21 protein-coding genes, 1 tRNA gene and 1 pseudogene are annotated in these 24,154 nt (G+C 71.7%); 11 read left to right on the forward strand and 12 right to left on the reverse strand.

The features are described from left to right. Positions 1–80: 80 nt before the first annotated feature. From ABZ646_RS00225 to galU, 8 genes are all read right to left on the reverse strand, one after another. Positions 81–1,778: a hypothetical protein gene (locus tag ABZ646_RS00225; RefSeq protein ID WP_360511322.1), complete on the reverse strand. Its 1,698-nt coding sequence runs from the start codon at positions 1,776–1,778 to the stop codon at positions 81–83. Positions 1,779–1,947: 169 nt separating this feature from the next. Further along, a tRNA-Ala gene (locus tag ABZ646_RS00230) sits at positions 1,948–2,021 on the reverse strand. Positions 2,022–2,123: 102 nt separating this feature from the next. Beyond that, on the reverse strand, positions 2,124–3,377 hold the full coding sequence (gene glpR / locus ABZ646_RS00235) for a gephyrin-like molybdotransferase receptor GlpR (protein ID WP_360511324.1): 1,254 nt from the start codon (positions 3,375–3,377) through the stop codon (positions 2,124–2,126). A gap of 185 nt (positions 3,378–3,562) precedes the next feature. Then, positions 3,563–4,234 carry a GNAT family protein gene (locus ABZ646_RS00240; protein WP_360511361.1) on the reverse strand — a complete coding sequence of 224 codons (672 nt, stop codon included), beginning with the start codon at positions 4,232–4,234 and terminating at the stop codon, positions 3,563–3,565. Positions 4,235–4,254: 20 nt separating this feature from the next. Next, entirely contained in the window at positions 4,255–4,782 is a 528-nt protein-coding gene (locus ABZ646_RS00245) for a molybdenum cofactor synthesis domain-containing protein (RefSeq protein ID WP_360511325.1), read from the reverse strand. Beyond that, positions 4,779–5,291 carry a cyclic pyranopterin monophosphate synthase MoaC gene (gene moaC / locus ABZ646_RS00250; protein ID WP_360511326.1) on the reverse strand — a complete coding sequence of 171 codons (513 nt, stop codon included), beginning with the start codon at positions 5,289–5,291 and terminating at the stop codon, positions 4,779–4,781. Before moaC ends, ABZ646_RS00245 begins: the two co-directional genes overlap by 4 nt. Positions 5,292–5,419: 128 nt before the next feature. Next, positions 5,420–6,742 (reverse strand): gephyrin-like molybdotransferase Glp, encoded by a 1,323-nt coding sequence (gene glp, locus ABZ646_RS00255; RefSeq protein WP_360511327.1) that lies wholly within the window; start codon positions 6,740–6,742, stop codon positions 5,420–5,422. Further along, positions 6,739–7,650, reverse strand: coding sequence for a UTP--glucose-1-phosphate uridylyltransferase GalU (gene galU, locus ABZ646_RS00260; protein WP_360511328.1), 912 nt, complete (start codon positions 7,648–7,650; stop codon positions 6,739–6,741). Before galU ends, glp begins: the two co-directional genes overlap by 4 nt. 94 nt (positions 7,651–7,744) lie before the next feature. Here galU and ABZ646_RS00265 point away from each other — a divergent pair, with 94 nt between their 5' ends. Continuing rightward, entirely contained in the window at positions 7,745–8,359 is a 615-nt protein-coding gene (locus ABZ646_RS00265) for a 5-formyltetrahydrofolate cyclo-ligase (protein ID WP_360511329.1), read from the forward strand. A gap of 68 nt (positions 8,360–8,427) precedes the next feature. Here the strand turns inward: ABZ646_RS00265 and ABZ646_RS00270 are convergent, their stop codons facing one another. Continuing rightward, on the reverse strand, positions 8,428–11,190 hold the full coding sequence (locus ABZ646_RS00270; protein WP_360511330.1) for a penicillin acylase family protein: 2,763 nt from the start codon (positions 11,188–11,190) through the stop codon (positions 8,428–8,430). A gap of 270 nt (positions 11,191–11,460) precedes the next feature. Between ABZ646_RS00270 and ABZ646_RS00275 the strand changes: the two genes are divergently transcribed. The 6 genes from ABZ646_RS00275 (at position 11,461) to mscL (ending at position 17,246) form a co-directional block, all read left to right on the forward strand. Next, positions 11,461–12,948 carry a potassium/proton antiporter gene (locus tag ABZ646_RS00275; protein WP_360511363.1) on the forward strand — a complete coding sequence of 496 codons (1,488 nt, stop codon included), beginning with the start codon at positions 11,461–11,463 and terminating at the stop codon, positions 12,946–12,948. Between the two features lie 278 nt (positions 12,949–13,226). After that, positions 13,227–14,519: an MFS transporter gene (locus ABZ646_RS00280; protein WP_360511331.1), complete on the forward strand. Its 1,293-nt coding sequence runs from the start codon at positions 13,227–13,229 to the stop codon at positions 14,517–14,519. Positions 14,520–14,586: 67 nt separating this feature from the next. Further along, on the forward strand, positions 14,587–14,922 hold the full coding sequence (locus ABZ646_RS00285) for an FmdB family zinc ribbon protein (protein ID WP_360511333.1): 336 nt from the start codon (positions 14,587–14,589) through the stop codon (positions 14,920–14,922). A gap of 134 nt (positions 14,923–15,056) precedes the next feature. Then, positions 15,057–15,890 carry an S-methyl-5'-thioadenosine phosphorylase gene (locus ABZ646_RS00290; protein WP_360511335.1) on the forward strand — a complete coding sequence of 278 codons (834 nt, stop codon included), beginning with the start codon at positions 15,057–15,059 and terminating at the stop codon, positions 15,888–15,890. Positions 15,891–16,043: 153 nt separating this feature from the next. After that, on the forward strand, positions 16,044–16,646 hold the full coding sequence (locus ABZ646_RS00295; RefSeq protein ID WP_360511337.1) for a hypothetical protein: 603 nt from the start codon (positions 16,044–16,046) through the stop codon (positions 16,644–16,646). 138 nt (positions 16,647–16,784) lie between these two features. Beyond that, positions 16,785–17,246: a large conductance mechanosensitive channel protein MscL gene (mscL, locus tag ABZ646_RS00300; RefSeq protein WP_360511339.1), complete on the forward strand. Its 462-nt coding sequence runs from the start codon at positions 16,785–16,787 to the stop codon at positions 17,244–17,246. A 22-nt stretch (positions 17,247–17,268) separates the two neighbouring features. On the opposite strand, the gene ABZ646_RS00305 is transcribed toward mscL, so the two are convergent. Then, entirely contained in the window at positions 17,269–17,445 is a 177-nt protein-coding gene (locus ABZ646_RS00305) for a hypothetical protein (RefSeq protein WP_360511341.1), read from the reverse strand. Positions 17,446–17,555: 110 nt separating this feature from the next. Here ABZ646_RS00305 and ABZ646_RS00310 point away from each other — a divergent pair, with 110 nt between their 5' ends. The 4 genes from ABZ646_RS00310 (at position 17,556) to ABZ646_RS00325 (ending at position 22,155) form a co-directional block, all read left to right on the forward strand. Next, positions 17,556–18,794, forward strand: a complete 1,239-nt coding sequence (locus ABZ646_RS00310) for a low temperature requirement protein A (RefSeq protein WP_360511343.1) — start codon at positions 17,556–17,558, stop codon at positions 18,792–18,794. Positions 18,795–18,834: 40 nt separating this feature from the next. Then, a complete protein-coding gene (locus tag ABZ646_RS00315; protein WP_360511345.1) occupies positions 18,835–19,869 on the forward strand; it encodes a P1 family peptidase in 1,035 nt (344 codons plus the stop codon). Positions 19,870–20,024: 155 nt separating this feature from the next. Further along, complete coding sequence (locus ABZ646_RS00320; RefSeq protein ID WP_360511347.1) at positions 20,025–21,251, forward strand: Ig-like domain-containing protein; 1,227 nt, start codon at positions 20,025–20,027, stop codon at positions 21,249–21,251. Between the two features lie 157 nt (positions 21,252–21,408). Then, a complete protein-coding gene (locus ABZ646_RS00325; protein WP_360511349.1) occupies positions 21,409–22,155 on the forward strand; it encodes a DUF6227 family protein in 747 nt (248 codons plus the stop codon). Between the two features lie 15 nt (positions 22,156–22,170). Here the strand turns inward: ABZ646_RS00325 and ABZ646_RS00330 are convergent, their stop codons facing one another. Both ABZ646_RS00330 and ABZ646_RS00335 read right to left on the reverse strand, forming a co-directional pair. Further along, complete coding sequence (locus tag ABZ646_RS00330; RefSeq protein ID WP_360511351.1) at positions 22,171–22,422, reverse strand: hypothetical protein; 252 nt, start codon at positions 22,420–22,422, stop codon at positions 22,171–22,173. A 134-nt stretch (positions 22,423–22,556) separates the two neighbouring features. Further along, a pseudogene (locus tag ABZ646_RS00335) lies at positions 22,557–24,059 on the reverse strand (fructose-specific PTS transporter subunit EIIC); the annotation flags it as partial. Positions 24,060–24,154 lie beyond the last annotated feature (95 nt).

The raw sequence follows: 24,154 nt of genomic DNA on the forward strand, positions 1-24,154 counted from the left end.
TTCACGCCAACGAGGGCTGTGCAGGGGCAGTTTCGGGATCATCGGGGGCTGCTCGCAATCAGCGGTGGTCGGGCAGGGCGTCATAGTCCGTCGCGGATCATCATCTGGTCGACGACAACGGCCGTGGAACGGGGCACGATCCGTTCCAGGACGGGCAGGGCGGCGTCCCAGCCGCCGAGAACCACGACCTGGGCGGCGAGCCGGCGGGCGCGGGACGGCTCGGACACCTCCGCGAGCGCGGCCAGGGCGCGGGCCCGGGTCGCGCGGTGGGCGATCGAGTGGGCGAGGGTCTCGGCCCGGTCCGGGTCGCCGCGCCGGGCCCGCCCCTGGACGACCGCCACCAGTGCCTCGTCCTGTGCCCAGCGGTCGTCGATCAGGTTGGCAACGGTCTCGGCCGCGTCCGGGGCACCGCGTCGGGCCAGCTCCCGGACCACCTCGATCAACGCCCTGGCCCGTGCCCGGGGATCGGTGATCGCGTGCGCGAGGGACTCGGCGGTGTCCGTGTCGCCGGAACGCGCCAGCTCCCCGACGATCTCCGCCTGCCGTCCCGCGCGCAGGTCGGCGTCGATCCGGTCGGCGAGGGCCATGGCCCGCTCCGCCTGTCCCCGGCGGGCCAGCAGAAGTGTCACGGCCCTCAGCAGATGGTCGTGATCACGGCCGGCACCACCGCTTTCGAGCAGCGCCTCGGCCCGGTCGGCGAGGGCCAGGGCCACATCCAGGTCCGCGGCTTCCGCGACGGCGTCCAGCACCCACGCCAGCTCCCAGGCGGTGAGGAAGGGTCGGGGTGGGAGGGGGCGGGGGCTGAACTCGTCGAACTCTCCTTCCCGGGGCGCGCCTTGGCCCACGTCCCGGGTCAAGTCCTGGACCACGTCCTCCGCCCCGCCCTGGTCGTCCCCCGCCCCGCCCTGGTCGGCCTGCGCCCCGCCCTGGTCGGCCGCCGCGTCGAGCGCCCAACCGCACAGTACGTCCCCGGCGGCGGAGGGTCTTGACGGGGTACGCAGCAGGGTGTCGAGCCGGTCCAGGTCTCCGCTCAGGGCCTCCCGGGCCAATACCGCCGCCAGGGGCCGGGACTTGGACCAGGCCGCCCTGGTGTGGGAGCGGGTGAAGTCCTCCACGCGGTCGGCGAGTGCGGCGGCCCGCTCCTGGTCGCCGGTGGCGGCGGCCGCCTCCATGAGAAGGACGAGTACCTCTCCCGTCCCGTCGAAGACGAAAGCCCGCGCCTCGTCGTCGGCGCGGCCGACGAACCCGAGCGCGTCCTGGATGTCGCCGTCGTCCGCCACCGCCCGCGCCAGCACGGCCCAGGCCCTCGCCCAGTTGTGCGGGTAGCGAATCCCTTCTGCGAGCGCCGTGGCCAGGTCGCGTTCACCGGCACGGGCCCACGCCGGTACGAGGGCGACCAGCGCCTCGTCCCGCAGCTGCGGCAGCGGAACGGACTCGGCGAGCGCCTGGGCGCCGTACAGGTCCCCGGCGTCGGCCGCGGCCTTCACCAGGGCCAGGAGCTGCCTGCTCCGTTCGAGTTCGTCGCCGATCGTCCAGGCCAGCTCGGCCGCGCGGACGAGGTGGCCGGTGCGGACGAGCGCCGCCGGGAACCACCCCGTGGTGAGACCGGGGCCGGGGTCGGTGCCCACCGACAACCGGAGCAGGGCCAGCAGGCATGGCTCGAACCCCCTTTGCGCGATGTCCTTTCCCGCGTGGTTCTCCGGTGCCGGGCCGCGCCGTCGCGCCGCTTCCCGCCTCAGGAACAGCTCGTATCCCCACTGGGCCAACCCCTCCGGCATAGCGCACCGCTCCCCGCCGAATCCGCCGACAGCCGCCGTCCCCCCTGTCCCACCCCGAACAGGGAGCGGGTTCGAACGGACCCCGGAAACGACGAAGATCCCGACCGATCATGAAGATCGACGGGATCTCGTCAACCGCTCCCGAGCGGACTCGAGAACAGATGTGCAGTGGACCTGAGGGGATTTGAACCCCTGGCCCCCTCGATGCGAACGAGGTGCGCTACCGGACTGCGCCACAGGCCCTTGCAACGAGTGAAACTCTAGCATCCCCGTCGGGGTGCTTGGAAATCCGTTCCCTGACTGGTCAGGACCGGGGTCCCGAGGGAGCCCCGGGCCCGCTGCGGATCACTCGTTGGCCGCGCGCGGGCGCTCGCCGTCCTCGTACTGGTCGAAGAGCGGCGTACGGCCGCGCTCCCGTGCCCTGCGCGCGGAGGCCGCCCGGCGGGCGTCGGTGCGGCCGTCGTCCGGCCTGTCGTCGTCGGTGGCGGGCTCCTGCGCCTCGGCCTCCGGCGCCGCCGGCCTCGCCTCCTGCTCCGGTGCGACGGAGCTGGACCGCGCGGAACTCCACGCGTCGGGCGCCCCGAGGTCCACGTCGGAGGTGGCGCGCGGCGCGACCGGCGCGGTCACGTAGGTCGGCAGCGGCACCGGTACCGGGTCCCAGCTGTCTCCCTGTCCGGGCCGCCGCTGCCGCTCGCGCTGCTGGTCGACCCACTCGGCGTGGTCGGTCTGCTCGACGAGGGCACGCCGGTCGGCGGCGAGCGCGGACAGCCCGGGGTCGGTCTCGGTCGCCGGGCCCTCGTCCGGTTCGTCGGCGACCGCGCCCGGTTCGAGGGGCGCGCGCCGCCGGGGCTGCCGCTCACGCAACCGCTGTGCGGCGGCCTCGGCCTGACGCCGGTCCATCTGGTAGGCGAAGCGGCGCCGTTCCTGCGTGCGCAGGTGGGCGATGTACGTGCTGAGCATCACGGCGGGCACGCCGGGCGCCCACAGGAACGCCAGCCCGCCGACGGCCGCGACGATCGCGCCGAGCGTGAAGGCGACGAAGAGCAGGACGGTGGTGCGCCGACGGCGGGCGAGCACCTTCGAGCGCTGGGCGCGCGCTGCCGCCGTCTGCGCGCTGGGCGCGCGTCGGGCCGCCGGGACCCGCTTGCGCGCCGCGTCCGGTTCGGTCGCGGAGGTGGATGCCGGAGCCTGCCCGGAGGCGGCCGTGCCGCCTTGCTGACGTGCCGGCGCGGAGGGCGACTTGGCCGCCACAGCGGCCTGCTGGTCGCGGGCCGCCTCCCGGTACCCGGGTGCCTCCGGCTCCGCCTCCGCCCGAACCTGACGGCGGGTCGGAGGCATGGCGAAGGCCCGGACGTCCACCGAGTCGGTGGCGTCCGGATCACCGGCGTCCTGCTCCCCCTCCGAGGCGGAGCGCGCCCTTAGGTCCCTGGCGTACCGGCGCTCCATCCCCGCCCGTCCGGACAGCAGCCGGATGGCGGTGCTGAAGCGTTCCGTCGGACGGGCCTCGTTCAGCTCGTCCTGCCTACGGAGCCACATCGGCACCAAGTAGGCGGCCCAGGCCCCGACAATGACTGCGTAGATGAGGCCGCTGCTGCTCACGCCTCACACGGTAGAGGGGTTTGCGTGGGGCCATCTGCCAATTGCGTCGGTGTGTCGCACGATCCGGCTGATATTTCGAGCTTTTTTTGTGACCGATGCGATCAACAGGCCACCGGAGTCGCGAATTCAACGCCCGGAGACGGTCATCAACCGATCAATTTCGAACATGTATTCCATTTCCGGGGCTAGCCGGGATTCCCCGACGTGTTCTGCTGATTCCAGGGGGCGTTCGGGCCGCCCGTCGTGTCCGGCGCCTTCGCGGACGCACTCCTGGAGCGTGCCCGCTGCCAGCGCGCGAGCAACCCCTCGGGCACCTCTTCCGCCGTCAGGGCGAAGACGAGGTGGTCACGCCAGGCTCCGTCGATGTGCAGATAACGCGGCCGCAGCCCCTCCTCGCGGAATCCGAGTTTCTCCACCACCCGGCGGCTGGGCCGGTTCTCCGGGCGAATGCAGACCTCGATGCGGTGCAGCCCGACGGTACGGAAACAGTGGTCCACCACGAGCGCGACGGCCGTCGGCATCACCCCGCGGCCCGCCACCGACCGGTCCACCCAGTAGCCGACATGCCCCGAGCACATCGACCCCCAGGTGATCCCGGCGACCGTCAGCTGCCCCACCAGCCGCCCCTGGTACTCGATGACGAACGGCAGCATGCGCCCCGCGTTCGCCTCGGAGCGCAGGTGCCGGACCATCTGCCGGAAGGTCGGGCGGTGCGCGACCGGCCCGCTGGGGGTGGGCGGCGGAATGGTCGCCTCCCAGGGGCGCAGCCAGTCCCGGTTGCGCCGGTTGACCTCGCGCCAGGCCCGCTGGTCGCGCACTTTTATGGGCCGCAGGACGACCTCGCCGTCCACCAGCACCACGGGCCAGGAAGGGCTGTTCAGCTCGCACCTCCACTGCCAGTTCCGGGGTGGTCGCCGCCGCGGATCTGGTCGACGGCGTGTGCCAGCAGCGGTTCCAGGACGGCGAGGCCGTCCCGCACCCCGCCGGTGGACCCCGGAAGGTTGACGATCAGTGTCCGGCGCGCCACCCCGGCCAGGCCCCGGGAGAGCGCGGCGGTGGGCACCTTCTCCCGTCCGAACGCCCGGACGGCCTCCGCGATGCCCGGGACCTCGTAGTCGATCACCGCGCGGGTCGCCTCGGGGGTGCGGTCGGTGGGCGAGACGCCGGTGCCGCCGGTGGTCACCACGACGTCGTACCCGGCCTCGACCCCGGCGCGCAGCGCGGCCGTCACGGGCTCCCCGTCGGGCACGACCCGCGGTCCGTCGACGGCGAACCCGAAGCCCCTGAGGCCGGCCGCGACCAGCGGGCCGCCCCGGTCCTCGTAGACCCCGGCGGCGGCACGGTTGGACGCGGTCACGACGAGCGCCCGGTACGGCGCCCCGCCGCCCGCGGGGCCGCCCGTCACGTCCGGCTCCAGTCGCCCGACTTGCCGCCCGTCTTCTCCTCCACGCGTACGTCCGTGATGACCGCTCCCTTGTCGACCGCCTTGACCATGTCGATCACGGTGAGCGCCGCGACGGAGACCGCCGTGAGGGCCTCCATCTCGACACCCGTGCGGTCCGTCGTCCTCACGGTGGCCAGGATCTCCACCGCGTCGTCCGCGACCGACAGATCCAGTTTCACACCGGAGACCGACAAGGGGTGGCACAGCGGGATCAGATCGGGGGTGCGCTTGGCACCCATGATCCCGGCGATGCGCGCGGTGGCGAGGGCGTCGCCCTTGGGAACGCCCTCGCCGCGCAGCAGCTCCACCACGCGGGGCGAGACGAGGACGCGTCCGCTCGCGCGGGCGGTGCGCGCCGTCACGTCCTTGCCGGACACGTCGACCATGCGGGCGGCGCCCGCGTCGTCGATGTGCGTCAGACGCTCGGGCACAGGGGGTCCGGGGGTCTCCCCCCGGAAGGGCTCAGTCATGCTGTGTGGCGCTCCCGGTCCGGGCCCGTCGCGGTGCGGCGCTCGGGCCTGCTGTGCGCGACACGGTACCGCCAAGCGGGCGCACACGACCGGGCAGGACCGCCCGCCGGGCAGCACCGCCCACCGGGCTAACCGAGCAGGACGACCTCGACCTCGGTGCCCGGCTCGACGGTTTCCACGTCCTCCGGTACGACGATCAGAGCGTCGGCGTGTGCCAGTGCCGCGACCAGGTGCGAGCCGGCCCCGCCCACAGCGGTGACCTCGCCGTCCGCGTACGCCCCGCGCAGGAACTGCCTGCGTCCCTTCGGGGAGCTCAGCGCCTTGCCCGCCCTGAGCGTCGCCTTGGCGCGGGGGCGGTGGACGTCGGGCAGTCCCATCAGGGTGCGGATGACGGGCCGGACGAACAGCTCGAAGGAGACGTACGACGACACGGGGTTGCCGGGCAGGGCCAGCAGCGGGGTGTGCTCGGGGCCGATGGAGCCGAAGCCCTGGGGCTTGCCGGGCTGCATGGCGAGCTTGCGGAAGTCGATGCCGCCACCCGCCTCGTCCTCGTCGGCGACGTGTGCCAGCGCCTCCTTGACGACGTCGTACGCCCCCACGCTCACCCCGCCGGTGGTGACCATCAGGTCGGCGCGGACGAGCTGGTCCTCGATGGTGGAGCGCAGCGTCTCGGCGTCGTCCACGACGGCGCCCACCCGGTAGGCGATGGCACCGGCGTCCCGGGCGGCGGCGGTGAGGGCGAAGCTGTTGGAGTCGTAGATCTGGCCGCTGCCCAGTTCCTCGCCGGGCTGGACGAGTTCGCTGCCGGTGGACACGACGACCACGCGCGGGCGCGGGCGCACCCGCACCGTGCCGCGGCCGACCGCGGCGAGCAGGGCGATCTGCGGCGGGCCGAGCACGGTGCCGGCCTCCAGGGCGAGGTCGCCCGCCTTCACGTCGCTGCTCTTCGCGCGCACGTGCGCGCGTGCCTCGGCCGGCCGGTGCACGCGCACGTGCCCCCGGGCGCCCTCGGGCGCGAGGCTGCTCGCTCGCATCCCGGTGACCGGTCCCTCGCCGAGCCCGCCGTCGGTCCACTCCACGGGGACGACGGCCTCCGCGCCGGGCGGCAGCGGGGCGCCGGTCATGATGCGGGCCGCCTGGCCGGGGCCGACGGCGGTCAGTTCGGCCGCGCCCGCCGCGACGTCCCCGACGACCTCCAGGACGGCCGGGAACTCCTCGCTCGCGCCCGCCACGTCCGTGACCCGTACCGCGTACCCGTCCATGGAGCTGTTGTCGAACGGCGGCAGCGAGACCGGCACCATGACGTCGTCGACCAGGACACAGCCCTGCGCGTCGAGGAGTTGCAGCTCGATGGGGTCCAGGGGGCGGACGGTCGAGAGGATGTCCTCCAGGTGCTCGTCCACCGACCACAGGCGGTCCGGGCCGGCGGGGCGGGTCGCGGCGCTGCTCAACTCTGCTGCATCTCCTCGGCTACGTAACTGCGAAGCCAGGCCCGGAAGTCCGGGCCCAGGTCTTCACGTTCGCACGCGAGTCTGACAATGGCACGCAGATAGTCGCCGCGGTCGCCGGTGTCGTAACGCCGGCCCTTGAAGACGACGCCGTGCACCGGTCCGCCGGCCTTTTCGTCCTGGGCGAGCTGCTGGAGGGCGTCGGTGAGCTGGATCTCGCCGCCGCGGCCCGGCTCGGTGCGCCGCAGTATGTCGAAGATGTGCGGGTCGAGCACGTACCGGCCGATGACCGCGTAGGTGGACGGGGCGTCCGCCGCGTCCGGCTTCTCGACCAGTCCCGTCACCTTGACGACGTCGCCGTCGGTGGTGGCCTCGACGGCCGCGGAGCCGTAGAGGTGGATCTGCTCGGGAGCGACCTCCATGAGCGCGATCACGCTGCCGCCGTGCCGCTCCTGGATCTCGATCATGCGCTGGAGCAGCGGGTCGCGGGGGTCGATCAGGTCGTCGCCGAGCAGCACGGCGAAGGGCTCGTGGCCGACGTGCGGGGCCGCGCACAGCACGGCGTGGCCGAGGCCCCTGGGGTCGCCCTGGCGCACGTAGTGCATCGTGGCCAGGTCGCTGGACTCCTGCACCTTGGCGAGCCGGTGGGCGTCGCCCTTCTTCTGGAGGGCCGACTCCAACTCGTAGTTGCGGTCGAAGTGGTCCTCCAGGGGACGCTTGTTGCGTCCGGTGATCATGAGGACGTCGTCGAGCCCCGCGGACACGGCCTCCTCGACCACGTACTGGATCGCCGGCTTGTCGACGACCGGCAGCATCTCCTTGGGAGTGGCCTTGGTGGCCGGCAGGAACCGGGTGCCGAGGCCTGCCGCGGGAATGACAGCCTTGCTGATCCTGGGGTGCGACTGAGTCATGTCCGCAACCTTATCCGGTGCCTTTGCGGAGAATCTGAGCCTCCGGGCAATTGGCACGCATATGACCTGATTAAGAAGGGTGCGGGAACGACCAGTGGAGCACGGTGGACCCGAGGCCGAGAGTGACAAGCCGACATTGCGGCGGAACTTCCTCGGAGTGAGGAACAGGTTGACGGCGGATGTCGTCAGGGAGGCGGCCGACGCCCTGGCCGCACACGCACTGGAGCTGCCCGAGCTGGCGGGCGCGCAAACCGTCGCGGCCTACGTCTCCGTCGGGAACGAACCGGGCACCCTCCCCCTGCTGAACGCGCTGCTCGCGCGGGGTGTGCGCGTCCTGCTCCCCGTACTGCTGCCCGACAACGACCTGGACTGGGGCGCCTACGCCGGGGAGGACTCCCTGGCTCTCGTCCGACATGGCGGGAAAATGGCCCTGTTGGAACCCTCGGGTGAACGCCTCGGGCCGGACGCGCTGCTCCGCGCGGACGCGGTGCTGCTGCCGGGACTGGCGGTGGACGCGCGCGGGATGCGGCTGGGGCGCGGCGGCGGGTCGTACGACCGTGTGCTGGCCCGGCTGGAACGCGCGGGCGCGCGGCCCGCGCTCGTGGTGCTGCTCTACGGCACGGAGGTCGTCGGGCACGTGCCCGCGGAGGCGCACGACCGGCCGGTGCAGGCGGTGGTGACGCCGTCGGGGGTGCGCCGGTTCGCGTGAGCGCACTGACACGAAGCGGCCCGCCACGCGTGCGTGGCGGGCCGCTTCGGCGGTGTGCGGTCAGCCGCTCACGGCTTGAGGACGAGCGTGTCGCTGGTGCTCTTGTCGACCGCCTTGTCCGAGAACGACCACGGGAGCAGCTCGCCGGCGGCCCACTTGCCCGTCTGGTCGGTGTAGTGGGCGCTGAAGGCGTGGCCGGAGGCCCCCGTCAGGTTGATCCACTTGGATTTGTCGAGGTCGTCGAGGTTGACGACCATCCGCATGGACGGGACCCAGACGACGCCGTAGCCGCCGGCCGCGTTCCAGCCGGTCGCGTTGACCGTGGCCTCGCCGCCGCTGAGCTTCCAGGGGCCGCGGTTGAGGATGTACTGGACGACGCTCGGGCCGTCGGTGCCCAGGGTCTGGTTCTTCAGGAACAGCCGGTGCAGCCGGCCCCAGCTCCAGGTGTCGATGTCCTTGCCGAGCTTGGCGGTCAGCTCCCAGCGGGCGTCGATCATGGCGCGCGCGAACAGCTCGTTCATGTTGTCGGCCTTGGGGCGGTGGCCCACGCCGGCCGGCGTCTTCCACCAGGCGCTGTCGGGCTGGTTCATGAGGTTGCGGACCACCTCGAACCAGCGGTCGCCGCCGTCCGGCTGGGCCTGGTCGGCGTCGCGCTCGCCGCACTCGCGCACCTTGGTGTCGTCGTCGACCGGTCCGGTGCTGTCGATCTTGTCGACCCACAGGCACTGACCCTTGACCCGCAGTTCCTTGGGCAGCTTGTTGCCGAAGGCGAGCTTGAGGATGTTGCGCCAGACCGAGTTGAAGTAGGCGGCGGCCGCGGAGTCGGAGTCCTGGGTGTAGTCCCAGCCCTCGAGCAGCTTCTGGGCCTCGCGCACGTTCTTGTCGTCGAGGTTGATCTTCAGCAACTTGGGCACCAGCAGCTTGGCGATCTCACTGCTGTTGTCCAGCTGCATCTGGCGCATGTCGTCGGTGGAGATCTTGCCGCCGTCCTTGATCTTCGACTCGATCAGGTCGGTGATGCGCTGGCTGCGGGTGCCGTAGCCCCAGTCCGTGGTGAGTGTGTAGGGGTACTTGCCCTTGTCGATCACGGCCTGGTTGGCGGTGACGATGTAGCCGCGCTTCGGGTTGTACTCGTAGGGCAGTTCGTCCTGCTTGATGAACCCGGTCCACTTGTACTTGGAGTCCCAGCCCGGGGCGGGGATGGAGCCGTCGTCCACCGAGGACCGCGTGGGGATCCGGCCCGGCAGGGTGTAGCCGATGTCGTTCTTGGTGTCGGCGTAGATCAGGTTCTGCGAGGGCACGTCGAACTGGGCGGCCGCGTCCCGGAACCCGCTCCAGTCGGTCGCCTTGTCGAGGGCGAAGACGGCGTCCATGGTGGTGCCGGGGTCCAGCGCGGTCCACCTCAGGGCGATGCCGTAGCCGTCGCCGCGGTCGGGTGCGGCGGTGTTGACGGTGGCCCTCTTGCCGACCTGGACGAGTTCGTCGTCGCGGTCGGACAGCAGGGGCATGCCGTCGGCGGTCTGGCGTACGACGATCTTCTTGGACGCGCCGCCGGCGACCTTGATGGTCTCCTCACGCGTGGTGAACGGCTTGGTCTTGCCGTTGTAGAGGTAGCCGTCGCCGGAGAGCTTCTCCAGGTAGAGGTCGGTGACGTCGACACCGGAGTTGGTCATGCCCCAGGCGATGTCCGCGTTGTGGCCGATTATCACTCCGGGCATACCGGCGAAGGTGTAGCCCGTGACGTCGTACTGGCACTTGCTGGAGACCGTGGTGCAGTGCAGGCCCATCTGGTACCAGACGGACGGCAGCGAGGCCGACAGGTGCGGGTCGTTGGCGAGCAGCGGCTTGCCGCTGATGGTGTACTGGCCGCCGACGACCCAGGAGTTGGAGCCGATGCCCTGGCCGTTCACACCGACGGCCGTGGGGACGTCGTCCAGGACGTTGTAGAGGCCCGCCAGCTGGCTCGTGAGCGCCGAACCGGCGGACGACGAGGTCGTGGTCGTGCCGGTGCCCGTCGGGGTCCCTGAGCCGCTCGTGGCGCCGCTCTGCCGGAACGTCCGGGTGACGTCGTCGTACTGCCCCTCCTGGACGATCGCCTTGTTGCGGCTGTACGGGTAGTCCGGGTAGAGGTCCTTGATCTGCTGCGGGTCGAGGCGGCTGGTCATCAGGGCGCGGTCGATCTCGTCCTGCATGTTGCCGCGCAGGTCCCAGGCCATCGCCTTCAGCCAGGAGACCGAGTCGACCGGGGTCCACTGCTCGGGCTTGTAGTCGTTTACGAAGCCGAGGGCCGCGTACTCCAGGGAGATGTCCTTGCCGTCCTTGCCGGCCAGGTAGGCGTTGACCCCCTTGGAGTACGCCTGGAGGTATTTCTTCGTGGCGGCCGACAGCTTGGTGTCGTACTCCTGCTTCGCGACCCGGTCCCAGCCCAGGGTGCGCAGGAATTCGTCGTTCTTCACCTGGCCCTTGCCGAACATCTCCGACAGCCGCCCGGACGTCATGTGGCGGCGCACGTCCATCTCGTAGAACCGGTCCTGCGCCTGGACGTAGCCCTGGGCCATGAACAGGTCGGCGTCGGTCGAGGCGTAGATCTGCGGGATGCCGTTGCCGTCGCGCTTCACGGTGACGGGCCCGGAGAGGCCTTCGAGCGTGATCGAACCCTTGGTCTGCGGGAAGGACGCACGGACGGTGCTGATCGACCAGTAGGCCCCAAAGGCGATGCCTCCGATGACGGCCAGGACGAGCACCAGAACGACCAGACGGGCTTTGCGCCCCTTCTTCCTGCCGGTCTTGCCGGGCTTGTCACCCGATGTGGCGGTGGTGTTGGGGGGCATCGCTGTCCTTGCTGTCCTAACGCGAGCGGCAGGCGGGCATGTGCTTTTGACTGAGCGCTGGAGCAACCATAGGCGCAGGGCCTGTCACCACTTGACGCGGAGTCGGGTACCGGCGGGCACGGGCGTTCGATCTTGCCTCGGGAAGCGTCAAGAAAGCGTCAAGAGTTAGGTAAGGTAACGAAGTACTTGGGTGCGGCGTACCGCACCCTCGGGTCCTGTGCACGTGAGCTTCCGCGCCGCCCGCGCGCGAGCCAAGGAAGGGAACCGCCGCTGACTGTCCACCATCTCAACCAGCTCCTGCTCGTCTGCTCCCTGGTCCTGCTGGTCGCCGTCGCGGCCGTCCGGATCTCCTCGCGCAGCGGGCTCCCCAGCCTGCTCGTGTACCTGGGCATCGGCGTCCTGATGGGCCAGGACGGCATCGGGAACATCCACTTCAGCAATGCCGAACTCACCCAGGTCATCGGATACGCGGCCCTGGTCGTGATCCTGGCCGAGGGCGGCCTCGGCACGAAGTGGAAGGAGGTCGAACCCGTCCTCGCGTCCGCCACCATGCTGGCCCTGGCCGGGGTCGGGGTGAGCGTCGGCGTCACCGCGGCGGGCGCGCACTACCTGGTCGGTCTGGAATGGCGGCAGGCGCTCATCATCGGGGCGGTGGTGTCCTCGACGGACGCGGCGGCGGTGTTCTCGGTGCTCCGCCGCATCCCGCTGCCCGCGCGCGTGACGGGCACCCTGGAGGCCGAGTCCGGCTTCAACGACGCCCCCGTGGTCATCCTGGTCGTCGCCTTCTCCACCGCCGGACCGGTCGAGCACTGGTACGTCCTGCTGGGCGAGATAGCCATGGAGCTGGCCATCGGCGCGGCCCTGGGCCTCGCGGTCGGCTGGCTCGGCTCCTGGGGTCTCAGGCACGTCGCCCTGCCCGCCTCCGGCCTCTACCCGATCGCTGTGATGGCCATCGCCGTCACCGCGTACGCGGCCGGCGCACTGGCGCACGGCAGCGGCTTCCTCGCCGTCTACCTCGCCTCCATGGTGCTCGGCAACGCCAAGCTGCCGCACTGGCCCGCCACCCGGGGGTTCGCCGAGGGGCTCGGCTGGATCGCCCAGATCGGCATGTTCGTCCTGCTGGGCCTGCTGGTCACCCCGCACGAACTCGGCGACGACTTCCTGCCCGCCCTGGTCATCGGGCTGGTGCTCACCATGGTGGCGCGGCCGCTGAGCGTGATCGCCAGCCTCGCGCCGTTCCGGGTGCCCTGGGGGGAGCAGACCCTGATGTCCTGGGCCGGACTGCGCGGCGCCGTCCCCATCATCCTGGCGACGATCCCCATGGTGAACGGCGTCGACAGCAGCCACCGCATCTTCAACATCGTCTTCGTCCTGGTCGTCGTCTACACCCTCGTCCAGGGGCCGACCCTGCCCTGGCTGGCCGGCAAGCTGCAGCTCGGCGAGGGCCCGGAGGCTGCCGACCTCGGCATCGAGTCCGCACCCCTGGAGCGGCTGCGCGGCCATCTGCTGTCCGTCTCCATCCCCGAGGGCTCCCTGATGCACGGAGTCGAGGTCAACGAGCTGCGGCTGCCCGCCGGGGCCGCCGTCACCCTGGTCGTCCGCGAAGGAAAATCGTTTGTCCCCCTGCCCGCGACGGTGCTGCGGCGCGGCGACGAACTCCTCGTGGTCGCCACCGACCCGGTGCGGGACGCCGCGGAGCAGCGGCTGCGCGCGGTCGGGCACGGCGGCAAGCTGGCGGGCTGGCTGGGCACGCGTTAAGGGCATGTTTCGGGGGGTTCACACCACTTCCAATCCCAGGTGAACGGACCCCGCAGTGCGCATTTTCACAGGTGGACAAGGCCTTGACCCCTGTACGATGAAAGCACCCTGATCGAACCAACTCTGCCTGACGCAGAGCTGGCGCGACCGTATGGCGGCCGGGATCGCTCTCGCACAGCGCGCCGGTATCTACCGCAGTTCCGCGCAAGAGGACAGCTCTCGGCGCCCGCCTCCCGTCCGGAGGGGCCGCGCTACCAGGCGGCAGAAAGGCACGGGCCGTGGCATCCACGGTCACCACCGAGCCGTCGGACACCTCGGCGGCGCCGTCCCGCCCGGGTTACGGACAGCTGCTGCGCACGCGCGGCGCCTGGACGTTCCTGCTCCCCGGTTTCGCGGCGCGCCAGCCGTTCGCGATGCTCACCATCTCCATCGTGCTGCTCGTGCAGCACACCACCGGCTCCTACGGCGCCGCGGGCGCCGCCGCGGCGGTCACCGGTGTCTCCATGGCGCTCTTCGCCCCCTACAGCGGCCGGCTGGCCGACCGCCACGGGCAGCGCGCGGTGCTGCTCCCCGGGGTCCTCGTGCACGCCCTGTCGGGTCTCGCCCTGACCGCGCTCGCCCTGGCGCACGCGCCCCTGTGGGCGCTGTTCGCCGCGGCCGTGCCGACCGGCGCCTCGGTGCCCCAGGTCGGCCCCATGGTGCGGGCCCGCTGGGGCGTGACGCTCCAGGACTCGCCCCTGATGTCCACCGCGGCGGCCTTCGAGTCCGTCACCGACGAGCTCACCTTCGTGTTCGGTCCCCTCCTCGCGACCGCCCTGTGCACCACCGTGACCCCCGCCGCGGGACTGGTCACCGAGGCCGCGCTGACGCTGGTCGGCGGTCTGCTGTTCGCCGCCCAGAAGGGCACCCAGCCGCAGGTGACCGGCGCCGGCCACGCGCGCGTGCGGCACGTCTCCGCGCTCCGCGTCCCCGGCGTGCGCGTGCTCGTCGTTGCCTTCCTCGGCATCGGCTCCGTCTTCGGCGGCATGCAGGTCTCCCTCGCGGCGTTCACCGAGTCGATCGGCGAGCCCGGCCTGAACGGCGTCCTGTACGGCACCTTCGCCGCCGGGAACATGCTCTCGGGCATCGTCTGTGGCGCGATCGCCTGGCAGGCCGCCCCGCACCGGCGCCTGGTCCTCGGCTACGCGGCGCTCGCGCTGACCGCCTCGGCGCTGTGGACCTCCCACTCGGTGCTCGTCCTGGCCGGCCTCGGCCTGCTGGTCGGCATGTGCATCGCGCCCGCCCTGATCACCGGCTACACGCTGGTCGAGGGCCTGGTCCCGGCCGGCGCCCGCACCGAGGCGTTCACCTGGCTGACGGGCGCGGTGGCGCTCGGCCAGGCGGCCGCCGTCACGGTCGCCGGTCAGCTGGAGGACCGGCTGTGGGGCGGCGCCGGGTTCCTGGTGCCGATGGCCGGCACGCTGCTCGCCCTGGCGACCCTGCTGGCGCTGCGCTCACGGCTGGTCACCCGCCCCCGGAACCGCACCGTCGCACGTGGCGTCGGTCACCGCGAGCCGGTGACGGTGGACTGATCCTCAGGAATACGTCACTATGGACCGTCGTTAGCACTCATCGAGTGAGAGTGCCAGGAGGAAGACAGTGCCGACCTACCAGTACCAGTGCACCGAGTGCGGCGAGGGCCTCGAGGCGGTGCAGAAGTTCACCGACGACGCCCTGACCGAGTGCCCGAACTGCGGTGGCCGCCTGAAGAAGGTGTTCTCCGCGGTGGGCATTGTCTTCAAGGGCTCGGGTTTCTACCGCAACGACAGCCGCGGCTCCTCGTCGAGCAGCAGCCCCGCGTCCAAGGCGTCGGGCTCCACGTCGTCCGAGTCGAAGACCGCGTCCTCGACGTCCTCGGGTTCCGGCTCGTCCGAGTCGAAGTCGTCGTCCTCGACGTCGTCCTCGTCGGGCTCCGCGAGCACCTCCGCGGCCTGAGCACCTCCTTGCGGACCCCTTTCGGACCCCGCTGTCGAGCGACGGCGGGGTCCGAGGCGTCCCCGTAGAATGGGAATCAGGCGTTCCCGGACACCGGCTCCTGCCCGGTCCGGCGGGCGACTAGTGTGCTGGGCATGGTGAACGCAGAGATCGGCGTGATCGGCGGTTCGGGCTTCTACTCGTTCCTCGACGACGTGACCGAGGTCCAGGTCGACACCCCCTACGGGCCGCCCAGCGACTCCCTCTTCCTCGGCGAGGTCGCCGGCCGCCGGGTCGCCTTCCTGCCCCGCCACGGACGAGGCCACCACCTGCCGCCGCACCGCATCAACTACCGGGCCAACCTGTGGGCGCTGCGCTCCGTCGGGGCGCGCCAGGTGCTCGGCCCGTGCGCGGTGGGCGGCCTGCGTCCCGAGTACGGCCCCGGCACGCTGCTCGTGCCGGACCAGCTGGTGGACCGCACGAAGTCCCGGGCCCAGTCGTACTTCGACGGACTGCCGCTGCCCGACGGCAGCGTGCCGAACGTGGTGCACGTGTCCCTGGCCGACCCCTACTGCCCCACCGGGCGCGCCACGGCGCTGAAGGCGGCCCGGGGCCGGGACTGGGAGCCGGTGGACGGGGGCACGCTGGTCGTGGTCGAGGGCCCGCGCTTCTCGACCCGCGCGGAATCGCTGTGGCACCAGGCGCAGGGCTGGTCCGTGGTGGGCATGACCGGTCACCCCGAGGCGGCGCTCGCCCGGGAACTGGAGCTCTGCTACACGTCGTTGACGCTGGTCACGGATCTGGACGCGGGCGCGGAGAGCGGCGAGGGCGTCTCGCACGACGAGGTGCTCCGCGTGTTCGCGGCGAACGTGGACCGGCTGCGGGGCGTGCTGTTCGACGCGGTGGCGGCCCTGCCGGAGAACACGGCCCGGGACTGCCTGTGCACGAACGCACTCGGCGGGATGGATCCGGGGTTCCGGCTGCCGTGACGGAAGCCAGGGTTCCGGCTGCCGTGACGGAACTTCTCGTTCGGGTGGCGGAGTTGTCCACAACCAGCCGGTAGCCCACCGGCTCCGACGCGTTTCGGCGCGAGGCCCCATCGTGGCCTTGCAAGCCGATCCCTCGTCGCAGGTGGTGCCCCCATGACCGTCCTCCCGTCCCCCTCCCCGTTCCCCTCTGTGTCCCCGTCCTCCGCCCTCCCGCCGTCCCTTCGGGTTCCGCGCCCGCTGGGCACGGACGCCCCCGCCACCTGCGTGGTCCCGCAGTTCGAACCGGTGCGGGTGCGCGGCGGCCGCTACCGGCCGGCGCAGTTGCTGCGGCATCGCAGGGGGGTGCCGGCGGCCGTCGTCCTGGCGGTCACCGCGGCGGCGCTCGTCGCCGCCGGGCCCGGCGCCGCCCCGGACAATCCGCGCGCCGAGCGGACCCGCGGCCGTCCGGCCGCCCAGCCCGTACGACGGCACGCCCCGCCGGTGGAGATGGTGACGGCGCCGGTGCGGATCGCCGACGCGGCCACCGTGCGGCTGCTGCGCCCCGGCGACCGGGTGGACGTCATCGCCGCCGGGGACCGCGCGGTGGGCGGGGACGCCGAGGTGATCGCGCGCGGGGCCCGCGTGACCGGGCTGCCGGAGCCGGTCGAGGGCGGTGCGGAGAGCGGGGCGCTGGTCGTGCTCTCGGTTCCGCGCGGCACCGCGGCCCGGCTGGTCGGCGCGAGCGCGACGGCACGGCTGGCGGTGACGTTGTGTTGAACATCCTGGGGAGATTTCTGGGCCAAATCCTGTCAAGTCGCTCGTTCGAGCTACCGGATAGAGCGCAATGGCCGCATGCTGACGTAGGTTGCGGAGCGTTTTGTTCCACACCCTGTGCATGCGAGGAGAGTCCCCTAGGTGAGCGCGAAGAAGGAACCGAGCGTCTGGCAGGGCTTCAAGGCCTTCCTGATGCGCGGCAACGTCGTCGATCTGGCAGTCGCGGTGGTCATCGGCGCCGCCTTCACGAACATCGTCAACTCGGTGGTGAAGGGGATCATCAATCCGCTGGTCGGGGCGATCGGCACAACGAGCCTCGACAACTACAGCTCGTGCCTGAGCTCGTCGTGCCAGGGAAGCCACGGCATCCAGATCATGTGGGGCTCGGTCCTCGGATCCGCGCTGAACTTCGTGATCACCGCGGCGGTCGTCTACTTCCTGATGGTCCTGCCCATGGCCAAGTACCTGGCCCGCGTGGAGGCGCACCGCAAGGCGCGCGAGGGCACGCACGAGGTCATCGAGGTGACCGAGCTGGAGGTGCTCAAGCAGATCCGCGACGAGCTGGTCGCACAGCGGGGTACGCCGGGCCGTCAGGAGCGCTGACCAGGGCCTCGCCGGGGCCGGCTCACAGGTGGTGGGGCGGCTTCTCGTCGAGGAAGCGCTTGAGGTCGGCCGCGGAGTCGCCCGCCGGGCGCTCGCCCCAGCCGCGGTCCGTGTCGTCCGAGGACTGCCGGTCCAGCGGGTCGTCGAAGATCAGCGCGGCCTTGGGGTCGCGCGGCTCTGGCTCGGGGACGGTGCTCATCACTCAAGGGTACGGCGCACCCGCTGCCGCCCCGGCCGAGCCGCCTCCGCGAACGCCGTCACCGGACCCCGAGCGCGATAACGCTGCGGTTTTCTGCTGTGCTGTGGGGCATGACGTCGAGTTCCACCCCGGCGCCCGCCTCCCCGGGCGCGCCCCAGCCGATCCGGCCGCTGCGCCGCCTCACCGCGCGCGGGCGCGGGGAGTCCCACCGGGTCTCCTCGCCCCTCGAGCTCTTCTTCGACCTGTGCTTCGTCGTGGCCATCGCCCAGGCGGGCGCGGAGCTGGTGCACGCGGTCGCGGCGGGCCACGCGGGCGAGGGCGTCCTGAACTACGCGATGCTGTTCTTCGCCATCTGGTGGGCCTGGATGAACTTCACCTGGTTCGCCTCGGCGTACGACAACGACGACGTGCTCTACCGGGTCGTCACCCTGGTCCAGATCGCCGGCGTGCTGGTGCTGGCGGCCGGCGTCTCACGGGCCTTCGCGGACCACGACTTCGCGGTGGTCCTGATCGGCTACGTGATCATGCGGCTGGCGCTGGCCTCGCAGTGGCTGCGGGCCGCGCGGGAGGCCTCGGGGGCGGAGCGGACCATGGCGCTCCGGTACGCGGGGGGCGTGCTGCTCTGCCAGGTCGGCTGGGTCGGCCTCGTGGTGCTGCCGGAGCACGCGCGTCCCTGGGTGTTCCTGGTGATGGCGATCGTCGAGCTGTGCGTGCCCGTGTACGCCGAGAAGGACCACGGCACCTCCTGGCACCCGCACCACATCGCCGAGCGCTTCGGGCTGTTCACGATCATCGTGCTCGGCGAGACGATCTCGGCGGCGACGGTCGCCGTGAAGTCGGCGGTGGCCGAGCACGATGCCCTGGCCGAGCTGCTGCCGATCGCGGCGGGCGGTCTGCTGATCGTCTTCTCGGCGTGGTGGATCTACTTCGTGGTGCCGATCCACGGCCATCTGCGCTCCAACAGGCAGTCGTTCCTGTGGGGTTACGGCCACTACCTGATCTTCGCGGCGGCGGCCTCGATCGGCGCGGGCCTGGAGGTGGCCGTGGAGGACGCGGTCGGCAAGGCGCACATCTCGACGCCGGCCGCCTCGGCGGCGGTCACCCTGCCGACCGCGCTGTACCTGCTGACCGTGTGGGCCCTGCACTCGCGGCACTTCAAGGTCGGCATGGTCCAGCAGCTGGTACTGCCGGTCACGGCGCTGCTCGTGATGTGCTGCACCTTCCTCGGCGGCTGGGCGGTACCGGCGGCGGGCCTCGTGTCAGCGGCCGCGGTGGCCACGGGCACGACCCTGACGGCGCGCACGGCACGCCGCGGGCGCCCTGCGGACGCCGCCGCCACCGCCTCCTGACCTCTCCGCCGGGGGGCCGGGCTGGGCCAGACTGGCCGTCATGACAGTTGACGCATTGACGGACGTGGCCGGGGTGCGGGTGGGTCACGCCACCCGCAGCGGCGACGGCTGGCTCACCGGCACCACGGTCGTCCTCGCTCCGGAGGGCGGCGCGGTCACCGCCGTGGACGTGCGCGGCGGCGGCCCGGGCACCAAGGAGACGGACGCGCTCGACCCGCGCAACCTGGTGCAGCGGGCGGAGGCGGTGGTGCTCACGGGCGGCAGCGCCTACGGGCTCGACGCGGCGTCCGGGGTGATGGCCTGGCTGGAGGAGCAGGGGCGCGGGGTGCGGGTGGGCCCGGATCCGGCGCACGTGGTGCCGGTGGTGCCCGCCGCCTGTGTCTTCGACCTGGGGCGCGGCGGCGACTTCCGGGCCCGGCCGGACGCGGCGACGGGGCGGGCGGCGGTCGAGGAGGCCGCGGCGAGCGCGCCGGGGGCGCCGGTGCGGGAAGGGTGTGTGGGCGCGGGCACGGGTGCCGTGGCCGGGGTCCTCAAGGGCGGGGTGGGCAGTGCGAGCGCCGTACTGGCCTCGGGGATCACGGTGGCCGCGCTGGTGGTGGCGAACGCCGCCGGCGGGGTGCTGGATCCCGAGACGGGGGTGTTGTACGGGGAGTTGTTCCAAGGGCGGGTGGACTACCCCGGCGAACGGGTGCAGGAGGCCGCGCGGCTGCGGCTCGCCGAGAGCGCCGCCGCGAACGGGCTCCCGCCGCTGAACACCACCCTTGCCGTGGTCGCGACCGATGCCGAACTCTCCAAGGCGCAGGCCCAGAAGCTGGCCGGGACGGCACACGACGGGATCGCGCGGGCGGTGCGGCCGGTGCACCTGCTGCACGACGGGGACACGGTGTTCGCGCTGGCCACGGGCGCACGTCCGCTCGACGCGAGCCCTCTCGCGCTCAACGAGATCCTGGCGGCCGGCGCGGATGTGGTGACCCGGGCGATCGTGCGGGCGGTGCGGGCCGCCGAGCCGGTCGACGGGCCGGGCGGGGCGTGGCCGTCGTACGAGGAGTTGTACGGGGCGCGCGCAGAACGGTGAGGTGCCCGTCCGCAACCTTGCGGGTTCCTGTCGATTGTCCTGGTTCTGTCACGTGATGGCGTCAGCGCGCACCGGCGGGAACCCCGGCGGGGGCCTGCGGCCTCTTCTTCCACGCACTGGAGCGGATCACCCACCTCACGAACCTGGAGCAGCCCGTGACAACGCCGGACATTGCAGCGCGGCGCGTACTGGGGGCCTGTGCCGCCCTGATGGTCGGCGCCCTCACGCTCACCGCCTGCGGTGGCAACGCCGACGCCCAGACCGACGACAGCAAGGGCGGCGGCCAGGACAGCGCCGCCAGGACGTCGGCCGCGAAGATCGCGATCTCGGCGAAGGACGGCTCGACCGGCGCGTCCATCAACACGACCGGTGTGCGGGTCAACGGCGGCAGGCTGACCGTCGTGAAGATGACGGTGGCGGGGTCGGGGCAGGCCGTGGCCGGCACCGTCTCGGCGGACGGCAGCACCTGGAAGCCGAAGGAGCAGCTGGAGCGCGGCACCAAGTACCAGATATCCGCGACCGCCAAGGACTCCAAGGGGCTCACGGCCGCGGCGAACTCCATCTTCACCACCGTCAACTCGGCGAACAGCTACATAGGCACCTACACGCCGGACAACGGGACGACGGTGGGCGTGGGGATGCCGGTGTCGTTCGACTTCGACAAGGTCATCACCGAGAAGAAGGCCGTGCAGTCGCACATCACGGTCACGTCCAGCAGCGGCCAGCAGGTGGTGGGGCACTGGTTCGGGGCGCAGCGGCTGGACTTCCGGCCGCAGGACTACTGGAAGGCCGGTTCCAAGGTCACCATGAAGATCGACCTGGACGGGGTCGAGGGCGCGAACGGCGTCTACGGGGTGCAGAAGAAGACGGTGACCTTCACCGTCGGACGTTCGCAGGTCTCCACGGTGGACGCGCACACGCAGACCATGACGGTGATGCGGGACGGCAAGCTCCTCAAGTCGGTACCGGTGTCCACGGGCAGCCCCGAGCACACGACGTACAACGGGCAGATGGTGATCTCCGAGAAGTTCACCCAGACCCGGATGAACAGCCAGACGGTCGGCCTCGGCGGGGAGTACGACATCCCGGACGTGCCACACGCGATGCGGCTGACGACGTCGGGGACGTTCATCCACGGAAACTACTGGTACAACAAGGGCAACCCGCCGTTCGGACGCGAGGGCACCAGCCACGGCTGCGTGGGAATGGCGGACGTGCAGGGCGCGCAGGGCGACACGACGGCCAAGTGGTTCTACGACAACTCGCTCGTCGGCGACGTCGTGATCGTGAAGAACTCCCCCGACAAGACCGTGCAGCCCGACAACGGGCTCAACGGGTGGAACCTGTCGTGGAGCGAGTGGACCGCCGGAAGTGCCGTCTGACCGACAGGTTTTGACGGTTCGTCGGGCCGCGCGGGAACACTTCGCGCGGCCCGCGCGTTTTCCCGGCGTACGTTTTCTCGGTTCCCGGACATGATGTCCGACCGAGGGGCTACGGTATGCACCCACAAGGTGACATGCAGCAACGCCGGGAGAAACCTTGAGCGTTCCGTACGAGACGGCAGCGTACGAACCAGCCGAGTCGCCCGAGTCTCCGGAGGAGCATCTCGCGCGGCTCCTCGGCCGTGCCCTGAACTCCTTCGAGTTGCCGGACGAGGCCATAAGGCAGCTGGACTGCGCGCTGGCGCACGACAGTTCGCTGCACTCCGCGCACCACAGCGCGGGGCTGCACCGGGAGACGTACCGGCACACCTGGCTGCTCGCCGACGGCTCGGCGGTCACCCTGTGGGAGCTCGTGCACAACACCGCGCCGGGCAGCGAACCGCAGCACGAGGTGTACGTCGACGAGGAGGAGTTGCGGGCGGCGACCCTGCGGCTGCCGTTACCGCCGGACGCCCCGGACTTCGAGCTGCCGGTGCTGATGACGCTGGCGCCGGTCCCGGAACCCCGGCACGTGTACCTGCCGGACGAGTCGGCGGACCACGCGCGCCGGCTGCTGCGCCGTGCGGAGAACGCGGACCGGCCGGGTACGGAGACCGCGCAGGCGCTGGCGACGGCGTTCGCGCACCAGATCACCCAGGCGTTCGGGCGGCCGGGGCGGACGGGCCGGGCGGGCCTGAGTTTCTCGCTCTACGAGCACGCGTTCCTGCTGGGTGACGGCCGTGAGCTGTCCCTGTGGGAGGTCGAGCACACGGCGACGCCGGACGGCCGGCACATGTGCGAGGTGTACCCGACGGAGGACGCGGCCAGGGACGCGATGGAGCGGCGGGCGGCGCGGCAGGGCTAGGGCCCTGCGGGAGGATCAGCGGCCGCCGAGGCGGCGGACCAGGCCGGCGAAGGCGTCCTGTTCGGCCGGGGTCAGGTCCACGACCTCCCGCGAGGGGCTGGGCCTGAGCGGGTGCGGGAAGCCGGGCAGGGTGTCCGCGGTGTACCGGGCGAGGGCCTCGCGGCGGTTGCGGCGCAGCAGGCGCGTCACGACGGCCGCCCAGGCCACGGTCGCCAGGGTGAGCGCGGCCATGCCGATCAGCTGGAGGGACGAGACGTGCTCAGGCATACGCCCCAGTACACACCACGGTCCGGGACTTTGGCCCCGGACCGTGACGTATCTCGCAGGTGCCGTGAACAACTCACAGCGAATCAAAGGGACAAGAGGGGTGCGGGCCCCGCAGGGCGGCCCGCACCGGGCACTCAGGCCGCGACCGGCTGCCTGTCCTCCTTCGCGGTGGCGGCCGGGCCGGAGACGGCGCCGCCCGCCGAGGCCTGTCCGGCCGGCTTGCGCATGCCCTTCAGGACGACGACCAGGGCCGTGGTGACGCAGACACCGGCGGCGATGGCGATCAGGTAGAGGAACGGGTTGCCGATCAGCGGGACCACGAAGATGCCGCCGTGCGGGGCGCGCAGGGTGGCGCCGAAGACCATCGACAGGGCGCCGGTGATCGCACCGCCGACCATCGAGGAGGGGATCACGCGCAGCGGGTCGGCCGCGGCGAACGGGATCGCGCCCTCGGAGATGAAGGAGGCGCCCAGGACCCAGGCGGCCTTGCCGTTCTCGCGCTCGGTCTCGGTGAAGAGCTTGCCGCGCACGGTGGTCGCGAGGGCCATCGCCAGCGGCGGGACCATGCCGGCCGCCATGACCGCGGCCATGATCTTCATCGCGGAGTCACTCGGGCTGGAGACGGCGATACCGGCGGTGGCGAAGGTGTACGCGACCTTGTTGACGGGGCCGCCGAGGTCGAAGCACATCATCAGGCCGAGCAGGGCGCCGAGCAGGACGGCGTTGGAGCCGGAAAGGCCGTTCAGCCAGTCGGTCATGCCCTTCTGGGCGGAGGCGATGGGCTTGCCGACCACGACGAACATCAGGAAGCCGACGATCGCCGTGGAGATCAGCGGGATCACCACCACCGGCATGATGCCGCGCAGCACCGCCGGGATGTTGATCTTCTGGATCGCCATCACCACACCACCGGCCAGCAGACCGGCGACCAGGCCGCCGAGGAAGCCCGCGTTGATGGTGGAGGCGATCATGCCGCCCACGAAGCCGGGGACCAGACCGGGCCGGTCCGCCATGCCGTAGGCGATGTAGCCCGCCAGGACCGGGACGAGGAAGCCGAAGGAGACGGCGCCGATCTGGAACATCAGGGCGGCCCAGCTGTCGGTCTGGGTCCACACGAAGTGGTTCAGCACCGAGGGCGCCGACTTGATCTCGTAGCCGCCGATCGCGAAACCGAGGGCGATCAGCAGACCGCCGGCCGCGACGAAGGGGACCATGTAGCTCACGCCGGACATCAGCCACTTGCGCAGCTTGGTGCCGTAGCCCTCGCCGGCCTCCCCGGCACGCTCGACCGGCGTGGCCGGGGCGGAGCCGGAGGTCGCCTCGCCGCGGGCGGCCTTCGCGCGGACCTCGCCGATGAGGTCGGCGGGGCGGTTGATGCCCGCCTTCACGCCGACGTCGACGGTCGGCTTGCCGGCGAAACGGTCCTTCTCGCGGACGGGGACGTCATGGGCGAAGATCACGCCGTCCGCCGCCGCGATGACCGCGGGGTCGAGCCGGGTGAAGCCGGCCGAGCCCTGCGTCTCGACGACGAGCTCGACGCCCGCCTCACGGCCCGCGTTCTCCAGGGACTCGGCCGCCATGTAGGTGTGGGCGATGCCGGTGGGACAGGAGGTGACGGCGACGATCCGGAAGGGACGCGCGTCGCCTTCCGGGCCCGTGTCGTCATCGTCGGCCGCTGCGGTGCCTGGCCGTGAGCCGCTGTGTCAACGTCACCGTGTGGGGCTTCGCCGAC

It is taken from the genome of Streptomyces sp. NPDC007162, from assembly GCF_040634175.1.
GTDB lineage: Bacteria > Actinomycetota > Actinomycetes > Streptomycetales > Streptomycetaceae > Streptomyces.

Coding starts and splice junctions, on each gene's coding strand:
- ABZ646_RS00225 (WP_360511322.1), bottom strand. CDS start 1,778: ATGCCGGAGGGGTTGGCCCAGTGGGGATACGAGCTGTTCCTGAGGCGG.
- moaC (WP_360511326.1), bottom strand. CDS start 5,291: ATGACTGAGCCCTTCCGGGGGGAGACCCCCGGACCCCCTGTGCCCGAG.
- galU (WP_360511328.1), bottom strand. CDS start 7,650: ATGACTCAGTCGCACCCCAGGATCAGCAAGGCTGTCATTCCCGCGGCA.
- ABZ646_RS00270 (WP_360511330.1), bottom strand. CDS start 11,190: ATGCCCCCCAACACCACCGCCACATCGGGTGACAAGCCCGGCAAGACC.
- ABZ646_RS00290 (WP_360511335.1), top strand. CDS start 15,057: ATGGTGAACGCAGAGATCGGCGTGATCGGCGGTTCGGGCTTCTACTCG.
- ABZ646_RS00295 (WP_360511337.1), top strand. CDS start 16,044: ATGACCGTCCTCCCGTCCCCCTCCCCGTTCCCCTCTGTGTCCCCGTCC.
- ABZ646_RS00305 (WP_360511341.1), bottom strand. CDS start 17,445: ATGAGCACCGTCCCCGAGCCAGAGCCGCGCGACCCCAAGGCCGCGCTG.
- ABZ646_RS00310 (WP_360511343.1), top strand. CDS start 17,556: ATGACGTCGAGTTCCACCCCGGCGCCCGCCTCCCCGGGCGCGCCCCAG.
- ABZ646_RS00315 (WP_360511345.1), top strand. CDS start 18,835: ATGACAGTTGACGCATTGACGGACGTGGCCGGGGTGCGGGTGGGTCAC.
- ABZ646_RS00330 (WP_360511351.1), bottom strand. CDS start 22,422: ATGCCTGAGCACGTCTCGTCCCTCCAGCTGATCGGCATGGCCGCGCTC.